The sequence below is a fragment of the Vibrio galatheae genome, from assembly GCF_000967545.1.
GTDB classification, from domain to species: Bacteria; Pseudomonadota; Gammaproteobacteria; order Enterobacterales; family Vibrionaceae; genus Vibrio; species Vibrio galatheae.
On record NZ_JXXV01000012.1, the window covers coordinates 163,244 to 179,224 of the forward strand.

Annotated in this window: 15 protein-coding genes; 8 read left to right on the plus strand and 7 right to left on the minus strand. The window is 43.9% G+C overall.

The window, feature by feature from the left end; all coding sequences use genetic code 11:
• Positions 1-2: 2 nt before the first annotated feature.
• Genes TW81_RS06420 through TW81_RS06435 form a run of 4 tightly spaced genes read right to left on the minus strand, consistent with a single transcriptional unit; the run spans position 3 to position 2,285 of the window.
• Entirely contained in the window at positions 3-1,007 is a 1,005-nt protein-coding gene (locus tag TW81_RS06420; protein WP_045954954.1) for an efflux RND transporter periplasmic adaptor subunit, read from the minus strand.
• Between the two features lie 43 nt (positions 1,008-1,050).
• Positions 1,051-1,509 (minus strand): YeeE/YedE family protein, encoded by a 459-nt coding sequence (locus TW81_RS06425; RefSeq protein WP_045954877.1) that lies wholly within the window; start codon positions 1,507-1,509, stop codon positions 1,051-1,053.
• Between the two features lie 18 nt (positions 1,510-1,527).
• A complete protein-coding gene (locus TW81_RS06430; protein WP_045954878.1) occupies positions 1,528-1,947 on the minus strand; it encodes a YeeE/YedE family protein in 420 nt (139 codons plus the stop codon).
• 29 nt (positions 1,948-1,976) lie between these two features.
• A complete protein-coding gene (locus TW81_RS06435; protein WP_045954879.1) occupies positions 1,977-2,285 on the minus strand; it encodes an ArsR/SmtB family transcription factor in 309 nt (102 codons plus the stop codon).
• A gap of 164 nt (positions 2,286-2,449) precedes the next feature.
• Here TW81_RS06435 and TW81_RS06440 point away from each other — a divergent pair, with 164 nt between their 5' ends.
• The 7 genes from TW81_RS06440 (at position 2,450) to TW81_RS06470 (ending at position 10,865) form a co-directional block, all read left to right on the plus strand.
• On the plus strand, positions 2,450-2,635 hold the full coding sequence (locus TW81_RS06440) for a YgaP family membrane protein (protein WP_045954880.1): 186 nt from the start codon (positions 2,450-2,452) through the stop codon (positions 2,633-2,635).
• 11 nt (positions 2,636-2,646) lie between these two features.
• Positions 2,647-4,350: an FAD-dependent oxidoreductase gene (locus TW81_RS06445; protein ID WP_045954881.1), complete on the plus strand. Its 1,704-nt coding sequence runs from the start codon at positions 2,647-2,649 to the stop codon at positions 4,348-4,350.
• Positions 4,351-4,549: 199 nt separating this feature from the next.
• On the plus strand, positions 4,550-5,077 hold the full coding sequence (locus tag TW81_RS06450; RefSeq protein ID WP_045954882.1) for a hypothetical protein: 528 nt from the start codon (positions 4,550-4,552) through the stop codon (positions 5,075-5,077).
• A gap of 145 nt (positions 5,078-5,222) precedes the next feature.
• Positions 5,223-5,411 carry a hypothetical protein gene (locus TW81_RS06455; protein WP_045954883.1) on the plus strand — a complete coding sequence of 63 codons (189 nt, stop codon included), beginning with the start codon at positions 5,223-5,225 and terminating at the stop codon, positions 5,409-5,411.
• A gap of 120 nt (positions 5,412-5,531) precedes the next feature.
• Complete coding sequence (locus TW81_RS06460; RefSeq protein ID WP_045954884.1) at positions 5,532-7,301, plus strand: choice-of-anchor I family protein; 1,770 nt, start codon at positions 5,532-5,534, stop codon at positions 7,299-7,301.
• A gap of 437 nt (positions 7,302-7,738) precedes the next feature.
• Positions 7,739-7,984 (plus strand): hypothetical protein, encoded by a 246-nt coding sequence (locus TW81_RS06465; protein WP_045954885.1) that lies wholly within the window; start codon positions 7,739-7,741, stop codon positions 7,982-7,984.
• 124 nt (positions 7,985-8,108) lie between these two features.
• Positions 8,109-10,865 carry an immune inhibitor A domain-containing protein gene (locus tag TW81_RS06470; protein ID WP_045954886.1) on the plus strand — a complete coding sequence of 919 codons (2,757 nt, stop codon included), beginning with the start codon at positions 8,109-8,111 and terminating at the stop codon, positions 10,863-10,865.
• Positions 10,866-10,937: 72 nt separating this feature from the next.
• Here the strand turns inward: TW81_RS06470 and TW81_RS06475 are convergent, their stop codons facing one another.
• Positions 10,938-12,377: an aerolysin family beta-barrel pore-forming toxin gene (locus TW81_RS06475; protein ID WP_045954887.1), complete on the minus strand. Its 1,440-nt coding sequence runs from the start codon at positions 12,375-12,377 to the stop codon at positions 10,938-10,940.
• Between the two features lie 420 nt (positions 12,378-12,797).
• Between TW81_RS06475 and TW81_RS06480 the strand changes: the two genes are divergently transcribed.
• Positions 12,798-14,039, plus strand: coding sequence for an SGNH/GDSL hydrolase family protein (locus tag TW81_RS06480; RefSeq protein ID WP_045954888.1), 1,242 nt, complete (start codon positions 12,798-12,800; stop codon positions 14,037-14,039).
• Between the two features lie 49 nt (positions 14,040-14,088).
• Here TW81_RS06480 and TW81_RS06485 read toward each other — a convergent pair whose 3' ends face one another.
• Together TW81_RS06485 and TW81_RS06490 are read right to left on the minus strand one after the other, a co-directional pair.
• Positions 14,089-15,258, minus strand: a complete 1,170-nt coding sequence (locus TW81_RS06485; protein ID WP_045954889.1) for an MFS transporter — start codon at positions 15,256-15,258, stop codon at positions 14,089-14,091.
• Positions 15,255-15,947, minus strand: a complete 693-nt coding sequence (locus TW81_RS06490; protein WP_045954890.1) for an aspartate/glutamate racemase family protein — start codon at positions 15,945-15,947, stop codon at positions 15,255-15,257. Before TW81_RS06490 ends, TW81_RS06485 begins: the two co-directional genes overlap by 4 nt.
• Between the last annotated feature and the right edge of the window lie 34 nt (positions 15,948-15,981).

Genomic DNA, 15,981 nt, shown 5'->3' on the forward strand with positions numbered 1-15,981 from the left:
AATCACTCTCCTTCTACGGCTAGGGCCACTGTCGAAATCACATCCCCTTCTTCAAGACCAGAGAGGACTTCAACGTAATCACCATATTCCTGACCGAGACGAACCGGATTCAAAACGCGCTGTTGGTTGTGAATACGAAACACTGAACTGAGTTCACCGCGGCGCACAACTGACGATTCTGGAATAATTAATGTCTCTTTCTCGCCGTAGCGAAACTCGGTTTTGACCCACATCCCGGGAACAAGTGCTTGATTGTTTTCCGGTAGATCTAAGCGAATTTTGAAAGAGTGAGACTGTGGATCAGCGTAACTAAATAAGCTGAAATTGGTTGGCGCTATCTTATCGCCCTTCGGAGATATAACGTCGAATTGGTCTAAGTTGGCCACTTTGTCTTGATAACGTTGGGGGATCTCCGTTTCAACACGGAGTAGGTTCAGGGCAAAACCGCTTAATAATGGCGTGCCGGGAGCGACGGTTTCACCTAATTCGACCATTCGCTGGGTGACAATACCGTCATATGGCGCCGTCACGCTGGTATAACCTAATGACTCTTTCGCTTGTGCGACGCTGGCTTGCGCCGATTTCACGGAAGCCGCTGCACTTCGCGCTCTCGCTTCGGCGCTGTCCATTTGATCTTGTGAAATAGCGCCTTTGGGAAACAGTTGTTTATAACGTTTCAGTTGCGCTTGCGCCTCGCGGTTTTGCGCTACAGCACTTAGCAATTGAGCTTGCGCTGCATCGAGCGAAGCGGATTGTTGTACCGCACTGATTTCGAGTAAGACTGAGCCTTGTTTAACGTAGTCATTGACATCAACATACAAGCCGACGACTCGCCCAGAAGTTTGAGCCGCCACCGTCCCCTGATTGACAGGCTGTACAACACCATCGAGATGGATAACCTGAGAGAGTGGTTCAAGACTCACTGTGTACTGTTGTTCGTCTTGCTGTGCATTTGCATTCATTGCCGCTGCACAAGCTAAAGCGACGCTCCAATTTAACAATTTCATCATTACCACTCCCTTTCACAGATTATTCCATCAATAGTAGACATTACGCAGTTTGCGTTTGTGACTCACGACTATTTTTCATACAAATCAGTAAGTTCGTAACACCTAATCCGACCATCATGCTGGCAAAGAAGACCCATACGCCGATGTTACCGAGAGCCAAACTTGACATCGCAGGCCCTGGGCAGATACCTGCTAGCCCCCAACCCAAACCAAAAATGACCGCGCCGCTCACCAATCGCGAGTCCACTTTGTTTGATTTCGCCAAACAAAATTCCTCAGCAACGACTGGTTTGGATTTCGGTTTAATAAGTAAGAAGTAAGCAGGCATAAACACCATTAGCGCTCCCCCCATAACAAAGGCTAAACTCGGATCCCACGCGCCAGCGACATCGAGAAATCCAATCACTTTTTCAGGATCTGCCATGCCTGAGATGATCATGCCTAAACCAAATAAAAAACCTGCAAATAGAGACGTTAAACGGAAAATTACTTTATTCATTGTTGATACCCACTGCACTTAAACAAGATGTAGACGAACAAATACGGTCACGGCTGCAACCAGCATGAAGACCATAGTGGCGACGATAGAACGCTTAGATAAACGCCCGATACCACATATTCCGTGTCCACTTGTACATCCATTGCCCAAACGCGTGCCTATACCGACAAGCAAGCCAGCGGCAGCAAGCATACCAACACTACTGTTGTAGATGGTTGGAGCATCGCCATTAAATACCAACACACCCATAACACCGCCAGATACCATGCCGACAGCGAAGAGCAAACGCCACGCAAAATCCGACGATTTCGGTGTCAGTAACCCTGTCATAATGCCGCTAATTCCGGCGATTTTTCCATTTAATAGCAACATAATCGTCGCCGATATCCCTAATAAAATGCCTCCTGCAAGTGATTCCCATGGGATCGTAAAAGCCATAACTACCTCTTAGATAAATTAAAAATTTTTTAACCACAAAATGTGGACTGTAAATTGTGAATCAGTTGGACAACACGTGCGTCGTCCAACGAATAGAATACTTGTTGCGACTCTTTACGAGATTTAATTAGGCCATGTTTGCGAAGCACAGTGAGATGTTGAGAGAATGCTGACTGACTGAGCACGGAACTACTTTGTAGTGCGCTCACCCCTACCTCGCCTTCAGTTAATTGACATAAAACCATTAGTCGCTCTGGATGAGCCATCACTTTTAAAAGATCAGCAGCTGCGACTGCATTTTTCTGCATTTCCGCTATGTTAACTGTTTGATCGTTCATGACTCACCTCATATTGATTAGTTACATTAGATGATACTAAACAAACTAAATTAGTCAACACTAATTTAGTTAAATTAAATTTAGATAAAATAACATTAGACTTTTCTAATTTAGATAACTATAGTGGTTAGCAACAGGGGAAATAGACACGTAAGGAGAACGTTATGACTCTTGAAAATGCAATTCGAGTACTTGCTGGAAGTATGGTTCTTATCTCAGTCATTTTGACACTAACCGTGCATAGTGGCTTTGTTTGGTTGACTGTTTTTGTTGGCGTGAACTTGATCCAGAGCGCGTTTACCGGGATTTGTCCCGCAGTCTATTTCCTTAAAAAGTTAGGTTTTCAATAACGGAGTTTCAAATGACTAAGATTCTTATCGTTGGTGGTGTTGCTGGTGGCGCTTCTGCTGCTGCGCGTGCTAGAAGGCTAAGCGAAGATGCACAAATCATCATGTTTGAGCGTGGCCCTTTCGTTTCTTTTGCTAACTGTGGTCTTCCTTACCATATAGGTGGCGACATTCAAGAGCGCAGTAAACTGCTTCTGCAAACACCAGAAAGCTTCTTAGCGAGATTCAATGTTGATGTTCGCGTAATGAATGAAGTGGTATCTATCGATCGCGACAACAAAACGGTGACAGTGAAAAACCTCGTCGATGACAGTGAGTATACTGAAAGCTATGACTTTCTACTGCTTAGTCCAGGTGCAGGGCCTGTTGTGCCACCAATCCCAGGCATTAACAACCCACTGACTCATTCGCTACGTAACATTCCAGACATGGACCGTATAATTCAGACGATCCAGATGAACAAACCGGAACATGCGACGGTTGTTGGGGGCGGATTTATTGGCCTAGAGATGATGGAAGCTTTCCACCAGCTAGGAATTAAGACCACCTTAATCGAAATGGCCGATCAGGTGATGACGCCAGTCGATCATGAAATGGCAGGATTTGCCCACGCAGAGATTCGTCAACAAGGTATTGACCTCAAATTGGGCGTAGCGTTGCAAGCTGTCGAATATGTACCCAATGAGCATATTGCGAGCTTTGGTTCGGGTGAAGACGAAGAACACCAACACATCGAAGGTGAATTGAACCTAACGCTAAATAACGGTGAAACGCTAACTACTGATATCTTAATCATGGCGATTGGCGTTCGTCCAGAAACTAAGTTAGCTCAAGAAGCAGGACTTAAAATCGGCGAGTTAGGTGGTATCTACACCAACGAAATGATGCAGACCAGTGATCCAAGTATTTACGCGGTCGGTGACGCCATTGAAGAAAAAGACTTTGTCACAGGTAGCCAAACTTTAGTGCCTCTTGCAGGGCCAGCTAACCGTCAGGGTCGTATGGCCGCAGACAATATGTTGGGTCGTACAGAGTCGTATCAAGGGACTCAAGGAACGGCAATCTGTAAGATATTTGACCTCGCTGTTGCCTCTACGGGTAAAAACGAGAAGCAACTTAAGCGTGAAGGTATTGACTACGAAAAAGTCTACGTACACACAGCAAGTCACGCGAGCTACTACCCTGGTGCTGAGATTGTGTCATTTAAGATGTTGTTTGATCCAAACAATGGCAAGATTTTAGGTGCACAAGCGGTCGGGAAAGATGGCGTAGACAAACGTATCGATGTGATGGCGGTTGCACAACGTGCCGGTATGACGGTTGAACAGTTGCAACACCTAGAGCTTACTTACGCTCCACCGTACGGAAGTGCGAAAGATGTAATTAACCAAGCCGCATTTGTTGCTAACAACATCATCAAGGGTGATGCAGCAGCCATTCACTTCGAGGAAATGGACTCACTGACTGACGATCAAATACTGCTTGATGTGCGTAACCCGGGCGAGCTTGAAAGCGTTGGTTTCATCAAGGATGCGATAAACATCCCTGTCGACCAATTACGTCATCGCATGAGCGAACTACCAAAAGACAAAGAGATCATCATCTACTGTCAAGTGGGCTTACGCGGTAATGTCGCTTACCGTCAATTAGTCAATAACGGCTATAAAGCACGTAACTTAATTGGCGGTTACCGTACTTATAAGTTTGCCAAAATGTAATCAGATTTTGGAACACTGCACTTTTAATTTGGAGCACTTCTATGTGCTCCTTTTTTCGCATAACGACAGTCGAACAACCAAATGCCAAATTGAGCTAATTTTTAATTTAATCAGTATAAAATACGTTGCTTTTCCCTAGTATTCATAGCTACAATTTCGCCCATAAATCACGGACTGAACCACACATATACACCTCAAAATGCTAACGATAATCGCTCTTCTATTGATCTTCGCTCTCTTAACCGCAGTGCTTGCGTACTACTACCGAAAAGTAACGTTGGAAAAGAAAGCAAACCAACAAGCAAAACAAGCATTACTCAAACGCTCTAATCAGATAAAAAACAGTTTTAAACAAAACTTAGAGAGAATTGCTGTCTCAGGTGCACTTTGCCCAAAGAGTGAAACGGCCATTTTCCGCTTAGCTAATTTTTACTTTGTCTTCCAGCCAGTGAACGCGCAAACGGTTGAGCAGTATGCTCAGTTAACTAAAGACTTTATTAGTACCATTGATAAAAAAATCTCAGCTAATCAAGAAAGTACTGAAGTGATCCAGCAACGTTTGGAACGCTTCGCTAGTGCATTGCCCAAAGCGGCTGGTGGTTACACGGCGAACTTTTATCGTAATGATCTGCCGTTGCTGATCTTCCATCTTAAACAAGTCGAACTTGAACCAGAGGCAGGTATCGCCGCAGGTGAAGAGACTGAGAGCACGCAGTTGGCAAGTTAATCACTATCCAGCTTCAGGTAGGTTTGCCTACCGTATTGCTACCTTAGTCTAGATATCGTATTCCATTGATCTAGATCAATTATTAATGAGCAATTTATCGATAAGTTATCTTTAGGTTAACACGAAATTAACATGGAGGTAACCTATGGAACTGAAACAGGACCCACGCTGCTATACTGACGTTTGTATTGATGGCAAATGGTTTCACCATGACCATTGTACCAAGAGTGCGTACATGCTTAAAGGTGGCGCATCATGTGAAGTTGAATTGCAAAAAATGCCAGAGACTGAAACCGAATTGATTGAGCTTATCTCTGAGCAATTCGAATACTGACCGTGCGCTGAATTGCGATTGCTCTTCACAAGGTGATTGTTACCTTACCGTCATAAAAACAACATGTTAACTAAATATATCCTTCATAGAATTTCGTGACCAATTCATGGAGGATATATTTTGTTTACTCGTTCACTTTCTGCGATCTCACTCGCTATCGGCGCGGCAGTTTTAACTGGCTGTGCAACACATATCCCGACAGACCTTACACAACAATGTCATTCTCAAGCACAAGTTGAGCAGGCTGAAGGCTCATTTTCTGGTTTAACCTTGCTTGGTCGTTACGTTTCAGACAGCCCGTTTGATACCTCTGCTGCAGAAATCGTTAGCTTTGATAGCTGTAGCGATCAACTGTTTGTAGTCAATGCTCAATCCAAACGTGTCGACGTATTAGTGCTAGATAGCGGTAATAAACCCACGCTAAAAGAATCGCTGGATCTCAATATTGCGGCTGAGCATGCAAGCATTGAGATTGGCGCAGCCAACAGCGTCTCCGCACATCAAGGGCTGCTCGCTGTGGCGATTGAAAATGCCAACAAGCAGCAAAATGGACTGATTGCTCTGTATCGTGCCGACAATTTAGAACTGGTCGAAACATTTGAGACAGGTGCGCTGCCCGACATGGTCAGTTTTTCTAAAGATGGACGATACATTGCCTCCGCGAACGAGGGAGAACCGAGTTCTGACTACAGTATTGACCCCGAAGGCAGCGTTACCTTAATCGATTTAAGCCAAGGGATTGCCTCTGCGAAGGTGTTCCAAATTTCGTTTGAGTCATTTAATGCGGGTCAAAGCCGCGAAAACGAACTCGATAGTAAAGTGCGGATCTCCGCGCCTAACGCTTCTGTCGCCGAGGATCTAGAACCTGAATACCTCACTTTTGGCGAAGACGGTTATTTGTATGTCGCACTGCAAGAAAACAACGCGATAGCCAAAATATCTCTCGCGGAAAAATCGGTTAAAACCATTACTGGACTCGGCGAGAAATCTTGGACCGACGCCAAACTCGATGCATCCAACAAAGACAAAGTTATCGGCAACTTTCACTCTTACCCGATGCTGACAGGTTTGTATATGCCAGACTCCATCGACAGCTACCAAGTAGATGGAAAAACCTACATTATCAGTGCAAATGAAGGCGATGGCCGTGAATATGGCTTTAAAACAACACAAGAAATCTGCGATATGCGCGGCTTTGACTGGGATGGCGATGATTACACCGCAAGCGATGACTATGCGACCAAACAAGACTTTTGTATCGCCTACTCTGATGAAGTTCGTGGTGCCAAGCTAACAGTGCCGTCAGAGCACCCGCTCGCTACAGCGCTAAAAGATAAAAAGAAATTGGCAAGACTTAAAATGGTCAAGCCCATCAATGAATTGACCAAAGAGTCACATATTCAGTCATTTGGTGCTCGCTCATTTTCTATATGGGATGAAAACGGCCAGTTGGTTTTTGATAGTGGTGATCAGTTCGCCGATCTTGTGTTTGCTCATCAACCTAAGCACTTAAACAGCAGTAATGACAGTAACGCTAGTGCAGATGGGCGAAGCGATGACAAAGGCGTAGAACCGGAAGCCATTGAAGTGGCTCAAATCAACGGACGTCAACTTGCCTTCATTGGTCTTGAGCGCCAAGGCGGCATCATGATTTATGACGTCACTGACCCTAAGGCTCCGATGTTTATTTACTTTATGAATAACCGTGATTTCTCTCAACCCGTTTGTACAGAGGTCGAAGATGGTGACTGCGTAAATGGACAATACAATCCAGCAGCAGGAGACTTAGGCCCTGAGTCTATCCACTATTTCACTCGCAACGGTCAACATCTTATTGCCGTTGGCAATGAAGTCAGCGGTAGCACATCGGTATATCGATTAGATTTTTAGACCTAGTTTTTCTCTTATCATCATTCTTAAATGCCACCTGACTCTGGGTGGCATTTTTTTGTGCTCTAACACTTACTCTGTAGCTTTAAAATTTTATTTCATCGTTTATACGTTAAATTTCATAACAAAAATACAGCCACTCAATAAATACAAATAATTAGTTAAGTACAAAATAACTAATTTAACGTTTTCTAATTTAAAACAATGGAATCGTTAAAGCCAACCCATACTGTAAAAATGTAACTTACAATTATAACAAGTATCTAGTCGTTAAATATGAATAAGTAATTTTATTTTACCCACTTCGCAGCGTTATTTTATATTTACTTTTTATGTTGTTTTCTTGATTACGTCCCACTCAAATAAAAAACTCCGATTACAAATAAGTTAAAATAAATATATTTTGTAACAAAAATAGACAATCCATAAATATAAACATGAAAATAGTCAGTGGTTTAATGATTCTAACTTGCTCGCAAGCTATCGCAGGCGGAGTGAGCGACGAGCGACTCATCGCGTCCCTCATCAAGCAAGGTGTAATTTGTCAAAATCAAAGTGACGTTGAAAAACAGAAGTCATTGCAAATATACCTTTCTAAGAAGTTTTCTGAACCTTCAGAGAAAAAGAGCACAAACGAATCTCCTGAATTGGAACAACCGGACTGTATTTCAGCAAAAGAATAACGAACGCAAAACGTTAATCTAAATTGAAAGTCACCTAGCGAGAGTGAGTATCTATTTAGTCTAACAACGTCGTTGTACCGCGATATGCGGGTTTGTTGGCAATAAAAATAAATAAGGAAATATAATGAAAATAGCGAGGAAATCACTGCTAGCATCAGTAGTGTTCACTCTGTTTAGTGCAAATACGATAGCACAAACACCGGCTGATTTGGGCGTAATCAACGAAGACAAGGTCATCGAGATGCTAATCGCTCAAGGAAAGCTTGCTTCAAATCCAACGATTGAACAACGTAAACAAGCGTTGGACAAATATCTTGCAGCAAAACTCAAGCGTGGCTTTGAAGGCGATGCCCAGTTTGGCAAAAAAGCGTTGCAGCAGCGCGCTAAAATCCTTAAATCGATACAATCCGACAAAGGGTTACACAAGGCACACATCTTCTCATTCGACGCTGATGACAAACGCACTGATAAAGTACTCGCGGTACTCGTTGATTTTCCCGATCTTACGTGGGATGACAATAGATTGACTAAAGAGCACACCGAGATGCTCTATGATCGTTATGATACTCACCACTACCAAGACTTACTGTTTTCAGACAATGGCTACCTAGGCCCTAACGGTGAAAACTTGATTTCTATGCGCCAGTACTATGAGAAAGAGTCTGGCAATAGTTATAGTGTCGCTGGTCAAGCTGCTGGCTGGTATCGCGCGGCAAACAACGCAGCGTACTACGGTGGTAACTCTCCGACCACTGACAACGACATCAACGCACAAGAGCTAGTACGTGAAGCACTCAATCAATTAGCTAACGATCCATCAATTAACCTTGCAGATTACGATGTCGAAGATCGTTACGACTACGATGGCGACGGCAACTTCCGTGAGCCAGACGGAGTCATCGACCACTTGATGGTGTTCCATGCATCTGTGGGTGAAGAAGCAGGTGGCGGCGTACTGGGTGCTGATGCTATCTGGTCTCACCGTTACAATCTTGGCCAATACCATGTGCTGACAGGCACCAACAGTTCGGTGGTTGATCGTTTTGGCGGCCAATACGCTGCGTTCGACTACACCATTCAACCGATTGACGCTGCCGCTGGCGTATGTGCGCATGAATATGGCCACGATCTCGGCCTACCTGACGAGTACGATACTCAATACACAGGGATAGGTGAGCCTGTTTCGTATTGGTCAATCATGTCCTCTGGCAGCTGGGCGGGAAAAATTGGGGGTACGCAGCCTACCGCATTCAGCTCGTGGGCTAAACAATTTTTGCAGGCGTCTATTGGCGGTCGTTGGGTCGATAACGATGTGGTGACTTTAGCCGATCTCGACAACGAGCCACTTGAAATCAAACTCCACCAAACCATTGATAATGATAACCCAAATATGGTGCGTGTTGACCTTCCGCTCAAACGTACAGAAGGGCTAGCGCCATTTGCGGGTAATTATAATTTCCACAGTGGCAAGGGCGATGACCTCAACAACAGCATGGAACGTAGCGTGACGATTCCCAGCGGTTCAGACGCTAGGTTGACGTTCAAAGCGTGGTACCAAATCGAGAAGGATTACGACTTTGCTCGTGTTCTCATTAATGGTCAGCCTATCGCCGGTACTATCACTACGGATGATGACCCATATAACACAGGCCTAGTGCCTGCCATTAACGGTGATTCCAATGGTTGGATCGATGCAGAATTTGATCTTTCAGCTTGGGCCGGACAACAAATCACGCTTGGCTTCGACTACGTTACAGATGGCGGCCTTGCGATGGAAGGCCTTCACATAGACAAAATTGCCCTTGTTGTCGATGGGAGCATAACTGAATTAGATAACGCTGAAACGCCATCCGCTTTCTCACTCAACGGCTTTCGTTTGAACGATGGTTTCAATGAAGCGCCTCACTACTATTTGCTTCAATGGCGTAGTCATGCAGACGTCGATGAGGGTTTAAACAACATCAAGCGTATGGGGCAAATGATGTCTTTCGAACCAGGATTGATTGTTTGGTACGTAGACGAATCGATGACAGATAACTGGGTCGGCAAACATCCCGGTCAAGGTTGGTTAGGTGTCGTTGATGCAGACCAGAATGCGTTGGTTTGGCAGAAGTCGGGCAGCGCGGCGCAAACGCGTTATCAAGTACGTGATGCGGCGTTCTCACTACACGATCAGGCAAGTATGCGTCTGCAAAGCTCGGATGGTGATGTTCTTGAAGATATTAGCCTAATAGCAAACGCGATGTTCTCTGATAACCAAGATTACTCCAACCCGGCTGCGCCTGACTCAGGTCGTCTATTGACCGAGTTTGGACTATCTATCGATGTAATAGAGCAAGATCCTGCGAACGAGTTCGCTATCATTAAGCTGTCTAAAGTCGAGCAACCGAATATCGCTCCAACGGCGAGTTTTAAGCTGACGATCGACGCAATGCAGGTCATTTCAGAAAATACCAGCTCTGATCCAGATGGTACGATCACGGCCTACCTATGGGATTTCGGCAATGGTGAAACCAGTACTGAAGCCTCTCCTGTCTGGAGCTATGATGAATCAGGTTCATACACGGTTTCACTAACCGTAACAGACAACAAAGGTGCTGTTGCAACTAGCAGCGAAACAATCGAAGTGTTAGTGCCCAATGCCCTACCCGTTGCCGACGCTAAATACATTCATTTAGGTCGTTGGGTAACCATGTGGTCGACAAGTTATGATTCGGATGGCCGAATCGTTGACACTGAATGGAAGCTTCCCAATGGAACAGTCAAACGTGGCCGTATCTTCACTAAGATTTTCCCTAGCTACGGTAAACATACAGTGACTCTAACTGTTATGGACGACAATGGCAGTAAAACGAGCAAAGCCATCGTGGTTGACCTTTAACACTGACTGATTCACTCAATTCCCACACTTCCACGTGAAGTTTGCGCGGCCACAAGGGCCGCGCTTTTTTAGTTACAATTTGGGAACCGGAACCACTTCTACCGTAAAGTTTTTAATACCATAAGCTTCAAGCTCTTGGTCAGTAAGTGAATAGTCCGTCGAGCGCTTAGTACGACCATCCAAAGGTATTGTCTTACCAAATCTAACATCAGAACCAAAGGAAGAATCAGCAAAGAATTCCCCCGTAATATGCGTTTGGATAGGTCTTAACACCTCACCAAGTAAATTCTTCACATTGTTCTCACCGTATTGACGCAGTAACCAAGGCCAATCCCATTCGTTTGAAGTGGCTGGAATATTTCTGTGTTCGTACTGATACTTGAGGTTGTTCTCATTCCCACCGTTACGTCCAATTACCCAGTTAGCGGTGTAGGTTGGCCGATCTTCAGGGTGGTAACTTAACGCATTTCCAGACCAGCGCATAAAGCCAGTTAACGCTAGCTCATAACTCAGTTGTGCATTAAATGAATATGGGTAGCTAATTGATGAGCGAAATACCTCCATAAACACTTCTTGTTTGGTATTAGGCGCCACATTAACAACTATCGTATTGGATATGCCTTTCGTGTCTGAGTTACCGTTAGTGGTCGCCCAGCTTTGACTTGCTCCAATTTCGATAGACAGCTCGGTCTCTCCTACCAATGGCCACTTAAACTTGTTCTTAGTAGACACTTTCTGACTCAACCCATAGGTATCTGTTTTAGACCAGTTTGTTGACTTATCGTATTTAAACGTCACACGATACTGTTGCTCTAAATCAGACTCGTTAGTCACAACTTCTGAACGACGACCAATCAACTCTTTGTCAGATTGCGTAATTTGACCAGCGCTAAATGTCTCTGGATCGATATGATATTGGAATCCAGAGATATCCATTTTAAGGCGTTCGTTGCAACGATAACCTTCACAAGAACCAGAACTATCAGCATCAATATCATAGTTTCCCAAACCATCGGTAGAGGTGAGCATATCATCACCTACATACTGGCTATCTGTACCACCAGCCCAGCCAAAACCAAGGTAGTGAGCCAGCAAAGCCAGAGGTTTGTAAAACTCCTGCTTGTTCACAAGACGCCACTCTGTGTTAGCTTCATCATTTTCTGGCAGTAATAACGGCGCATAGTTTGGAATACTGTGATCCGGTGGTGTGTTGTAAGTACACCACGTTGTTGCCGCTAAACGATCTTGTTTTATCGTTCCGTTATACCCAGACCCCATTAACACGTAGCCATCAGCAAGGTTAGTGATTTGCCAAGGCCCCATTTGCCCCACAAGATCTGACTTAATCGGCATCACTTCGTCAGCGGCAATGGGGCTAAACCCCATTTCACAGCTCTGACCTTGAAGTTTAATGTCCAATATATCCACTGCAGCAAACGCGTTTGTTGAAAACAGCCCCAAGCTAACCGCAGCCGAAACCAACGTTATATTCACAACTTTATTATTATTCATGTTATTTTTCCTAACATTTAATAGAATGAGATGCGAATTAATATATCTTTTCGCACTGACCTTGTACTCCGAATCAATAAATCAGATAAAGCTTAGATTTTCATCTCCGGAGTAAACATCACGGATAAATAACTAATATTTTATGGAAGATTGTTGTTTGTTTTTTAAGCTGTTATTTTAGTATCAATGAATAAATACATTAGGACTCGTTAATTTAAATACACCTTAAATTCAAAATCCTAAATTAGAACTTTAATTTATATTTGATGTTTAATATAAATCTCATTTGTTGTGACAATTTGATCTTAGTTCATCTTTAAAACCATTCATAAAATCATTTCTTTGACTCCGTATACCTCTATATGAGATACAACAGATAAGAGCTAAAGCTCTAAATATAATCAATGACGAGAACGTTTTATGAAAAATGCACTAATATTGGCTAGCTCGCTTATCGCGCTACCAGCACTTGCTGCTGAACAACCACAAACGCCTGAAGCTGTGACCGCGGCATACGCGCAATCGATTCAAAACTCTCAAACATATACTTACGTGCGATGCTGGTATCGACCTGCTCAATCTCACGACGATCCAGCGACATCTTGGGAGTGGGCGTTAGATGAAAATGGGGATTATCTGAAAGTATACGGTTATTGGTGGTCTTCAGTTTCTTTTAAAAACATGTTCTATTCTGATACCGCCCAATCTTATATTAGGCAACGCTGCCAAGAAACTTTGGATGTATCTCATGATAGCGCAGATATGCTCTACTTCGCTTCAGACAATCGTTTTTCTTATAACCATTCAATATGGACAAATGATCCCCCTCAAATAAATCGTATCAACAGAATGGTGGCTTTTGGCGATAGCCTGTCAGATACCGGTAATCTATTTAATGGTTCACAATGGGTATTTCCAAATGCTAACTCTTGGTTCTTAGGGCACTTTTCAAATGGTTTCGTCTGGACGGAGTACCTAGCGCAGGCAAAAAGTGTCCCACTCTATAATTGGGCTGTCGGCGGTGCTGCTGGAACAAACCAGTATGTCGCGTTAACGGGTATTTATGACCAAGTAACGTCCTACTTAACTTATATGAAATTTGCGAAAAACTACCAGCCGAAAAATACCCTATTTACTTTAGAGTTTGGCTTAAATGACTTTATGAATTACAACAGAGAAGTTGCTGATGTCAAAGCCGATCTGAGTAGTGCGTTAATTCGTCTGACAGATGCAGGAGCACAGCACCTTATATTGCTGACACTCCCAGATGCAACAAAAGCCCCTCAATTCAAATACTCGACGCAGCAACAAATCGACGAAGTTAGAGCAAAGATCGTCGCGTTCAATCTCTTTATTCGCGAACAAGCTGACCTATATAAAAATAAAGGTATCAATGTAGTACTTTATGATGCAAATACTCTGTTTGAAGCCATGACCAATAACCCTCAAGCGCATGGTTTCGTTAACTCAACCGACGCGTGTTTGAATATCAATCGTAGTTCCGCAATGGATTATCTATACAGTCACAGCTTTACCAATCATTGCGCTGCTCACGGCTCTGACAAATATGTCTTCTGGGGTGTTACACACCCAACGACTGCGGCGCATAAGTACATCGCAGACAATATCATCAAACAAGAATTGGATAACTTTCCATTCTAAAATCAAAAAGGCAGAGGTCGTTACCTCTGCCTTTCTGTTTTTACCACAACTAAGCAAGTGCTCGATGGGACGTATAGGCGTTAAAGCCGAACACGACAATAATAGCCAGCACAAACGGTAAGACATAAATATTCATCGTTTGCCATCCCACCGTTGATTCCAACCAACCAGACATTAACGCTGTTATGGTCACGCAACTAAATACAAAAAACTCATTGAATGCTTGAGCTTTTGATTTGTTGTGTGGTTTATATGATTGGCTAAACAGCCCCGTCGCGGCAATAAACATGAAATTCCAACCGATACCAAGTAACACGAGAGCAAGTCTAAAGTGCCAGATAGACTGACCATGTATATTAATTGCAATACACAATACAAAGAGTAATCCACCGGATAAAATCATTGTTCTCGCGCCAAAACGCTCAATCAATCGACCAGTGAAGAACGCAGGAACGAACATACCAAGCACATGCCATTCAATCACCCCTGCTGCTTTATGAAAATCAAATCCGCAGCCAATCATCGCCAACGGCGTTGCCGTCATTAGGATATTCATCACCGCATAAGAGACCATCGCGGCGAAAACTGCAATAACAAAGTTCGGTGCTTTGATAATTTCACTTAGAGGTTCGGCAATCGCACTTTCATGATGTTCTATCGGACTAGGGAATTTGATCGTTTGCAACAGGAATAGCGCAATGATATTGAGAGCTATCAGCGCCATAAATGCACCAACATACAGGCCATCTGACGACCATTGCTGAGAATAAATTGCCAAGTTTGGCCCCAACACGGCCGCTAACACACCACCAGCCATCGAAATGGAGATGGCACGATGGCGAGCGCTTTCATCACACACTTCTATCGCGGCAAATCGGTACAAGGTACCAAACCCAATTCCGATCCCCAGCAAAAATGTTCCAACGCATAATAAATAAAATGCTTGCTGAGAAAGTGCATAAGTGGCGATCGTCGCCCCAGTAATACCAACGATATTACCGATGCTGAACCCTTTCCTTCTGCCAAGTTTCCCCATAATTAATGAGGCAGGAATGGTTGCACTCATTAAGCCTAAAAACTGCAGCGCAACAGGCAAGGTGATCAAACTTGAGTCAGGCGCAAGCGTTTTCCCAACCAGCCCAATCACGGAGATGAGCAATATGTTGCCTGTCATCAATAGCGCTTGGCACAACGACAGCAGCCAGACGTTTCTATTCATTTTAACGCCTCGCTAACCGCTGACTCAACGTGAATTTGCACCGTATCAAAGAGAGGAACTTCAGTATCTAGCTGCTGCACAAGCAAACCGATTTCTGTGCACCCAAGGATAACACCCTCTGCACCAGCCACAGCGAGGTCTTCAATAATGGTTAAGTAGTCTTCTTTCGAACTTTTTTTGACGACACCCAAGCACAGTTCATTATAGATAATGTCATGGACAAGTTTACGCTGAACCCCATTCGGAACAATCACTTCGATACCAAATTTATCGGTCAAGCGTTGTTTGTAAAAGTCCTCTTCCATCGTAAATGCGGTGCCTAATAAACCGACCTTAGTCACCCCTTGCTGTTTGAGCCTCTTACCCGTCGCGTCGGCGATATGAAGTAATGGAATAGAAATAGACTGCTCAACCTGACTGGCTACTTTATGCATGGTATTGGTGGCAATAAGTACGAAATCCGCGCCCGCCTTTTCTATCGATTGAGCCGCGTCGCATAGAATTTTGGAATTCGATTGCCAATCACCGCTTCGTTGTAGGGCTTCTACTAGTGCAAAATCGACACTGTTTAAGATGACTTTAGCCGAGTGCAAACCACCTTTAGCTTGCTTAATACCTTGGTTGAGTTGTTTATAGTAGGTCGCCGTTGACTCCCAACTCATGCCGCCAATAATGCCTATTGTTTTCATTCCTTCGCCCTCGGCTTTTTGTCTAGCAAAACAA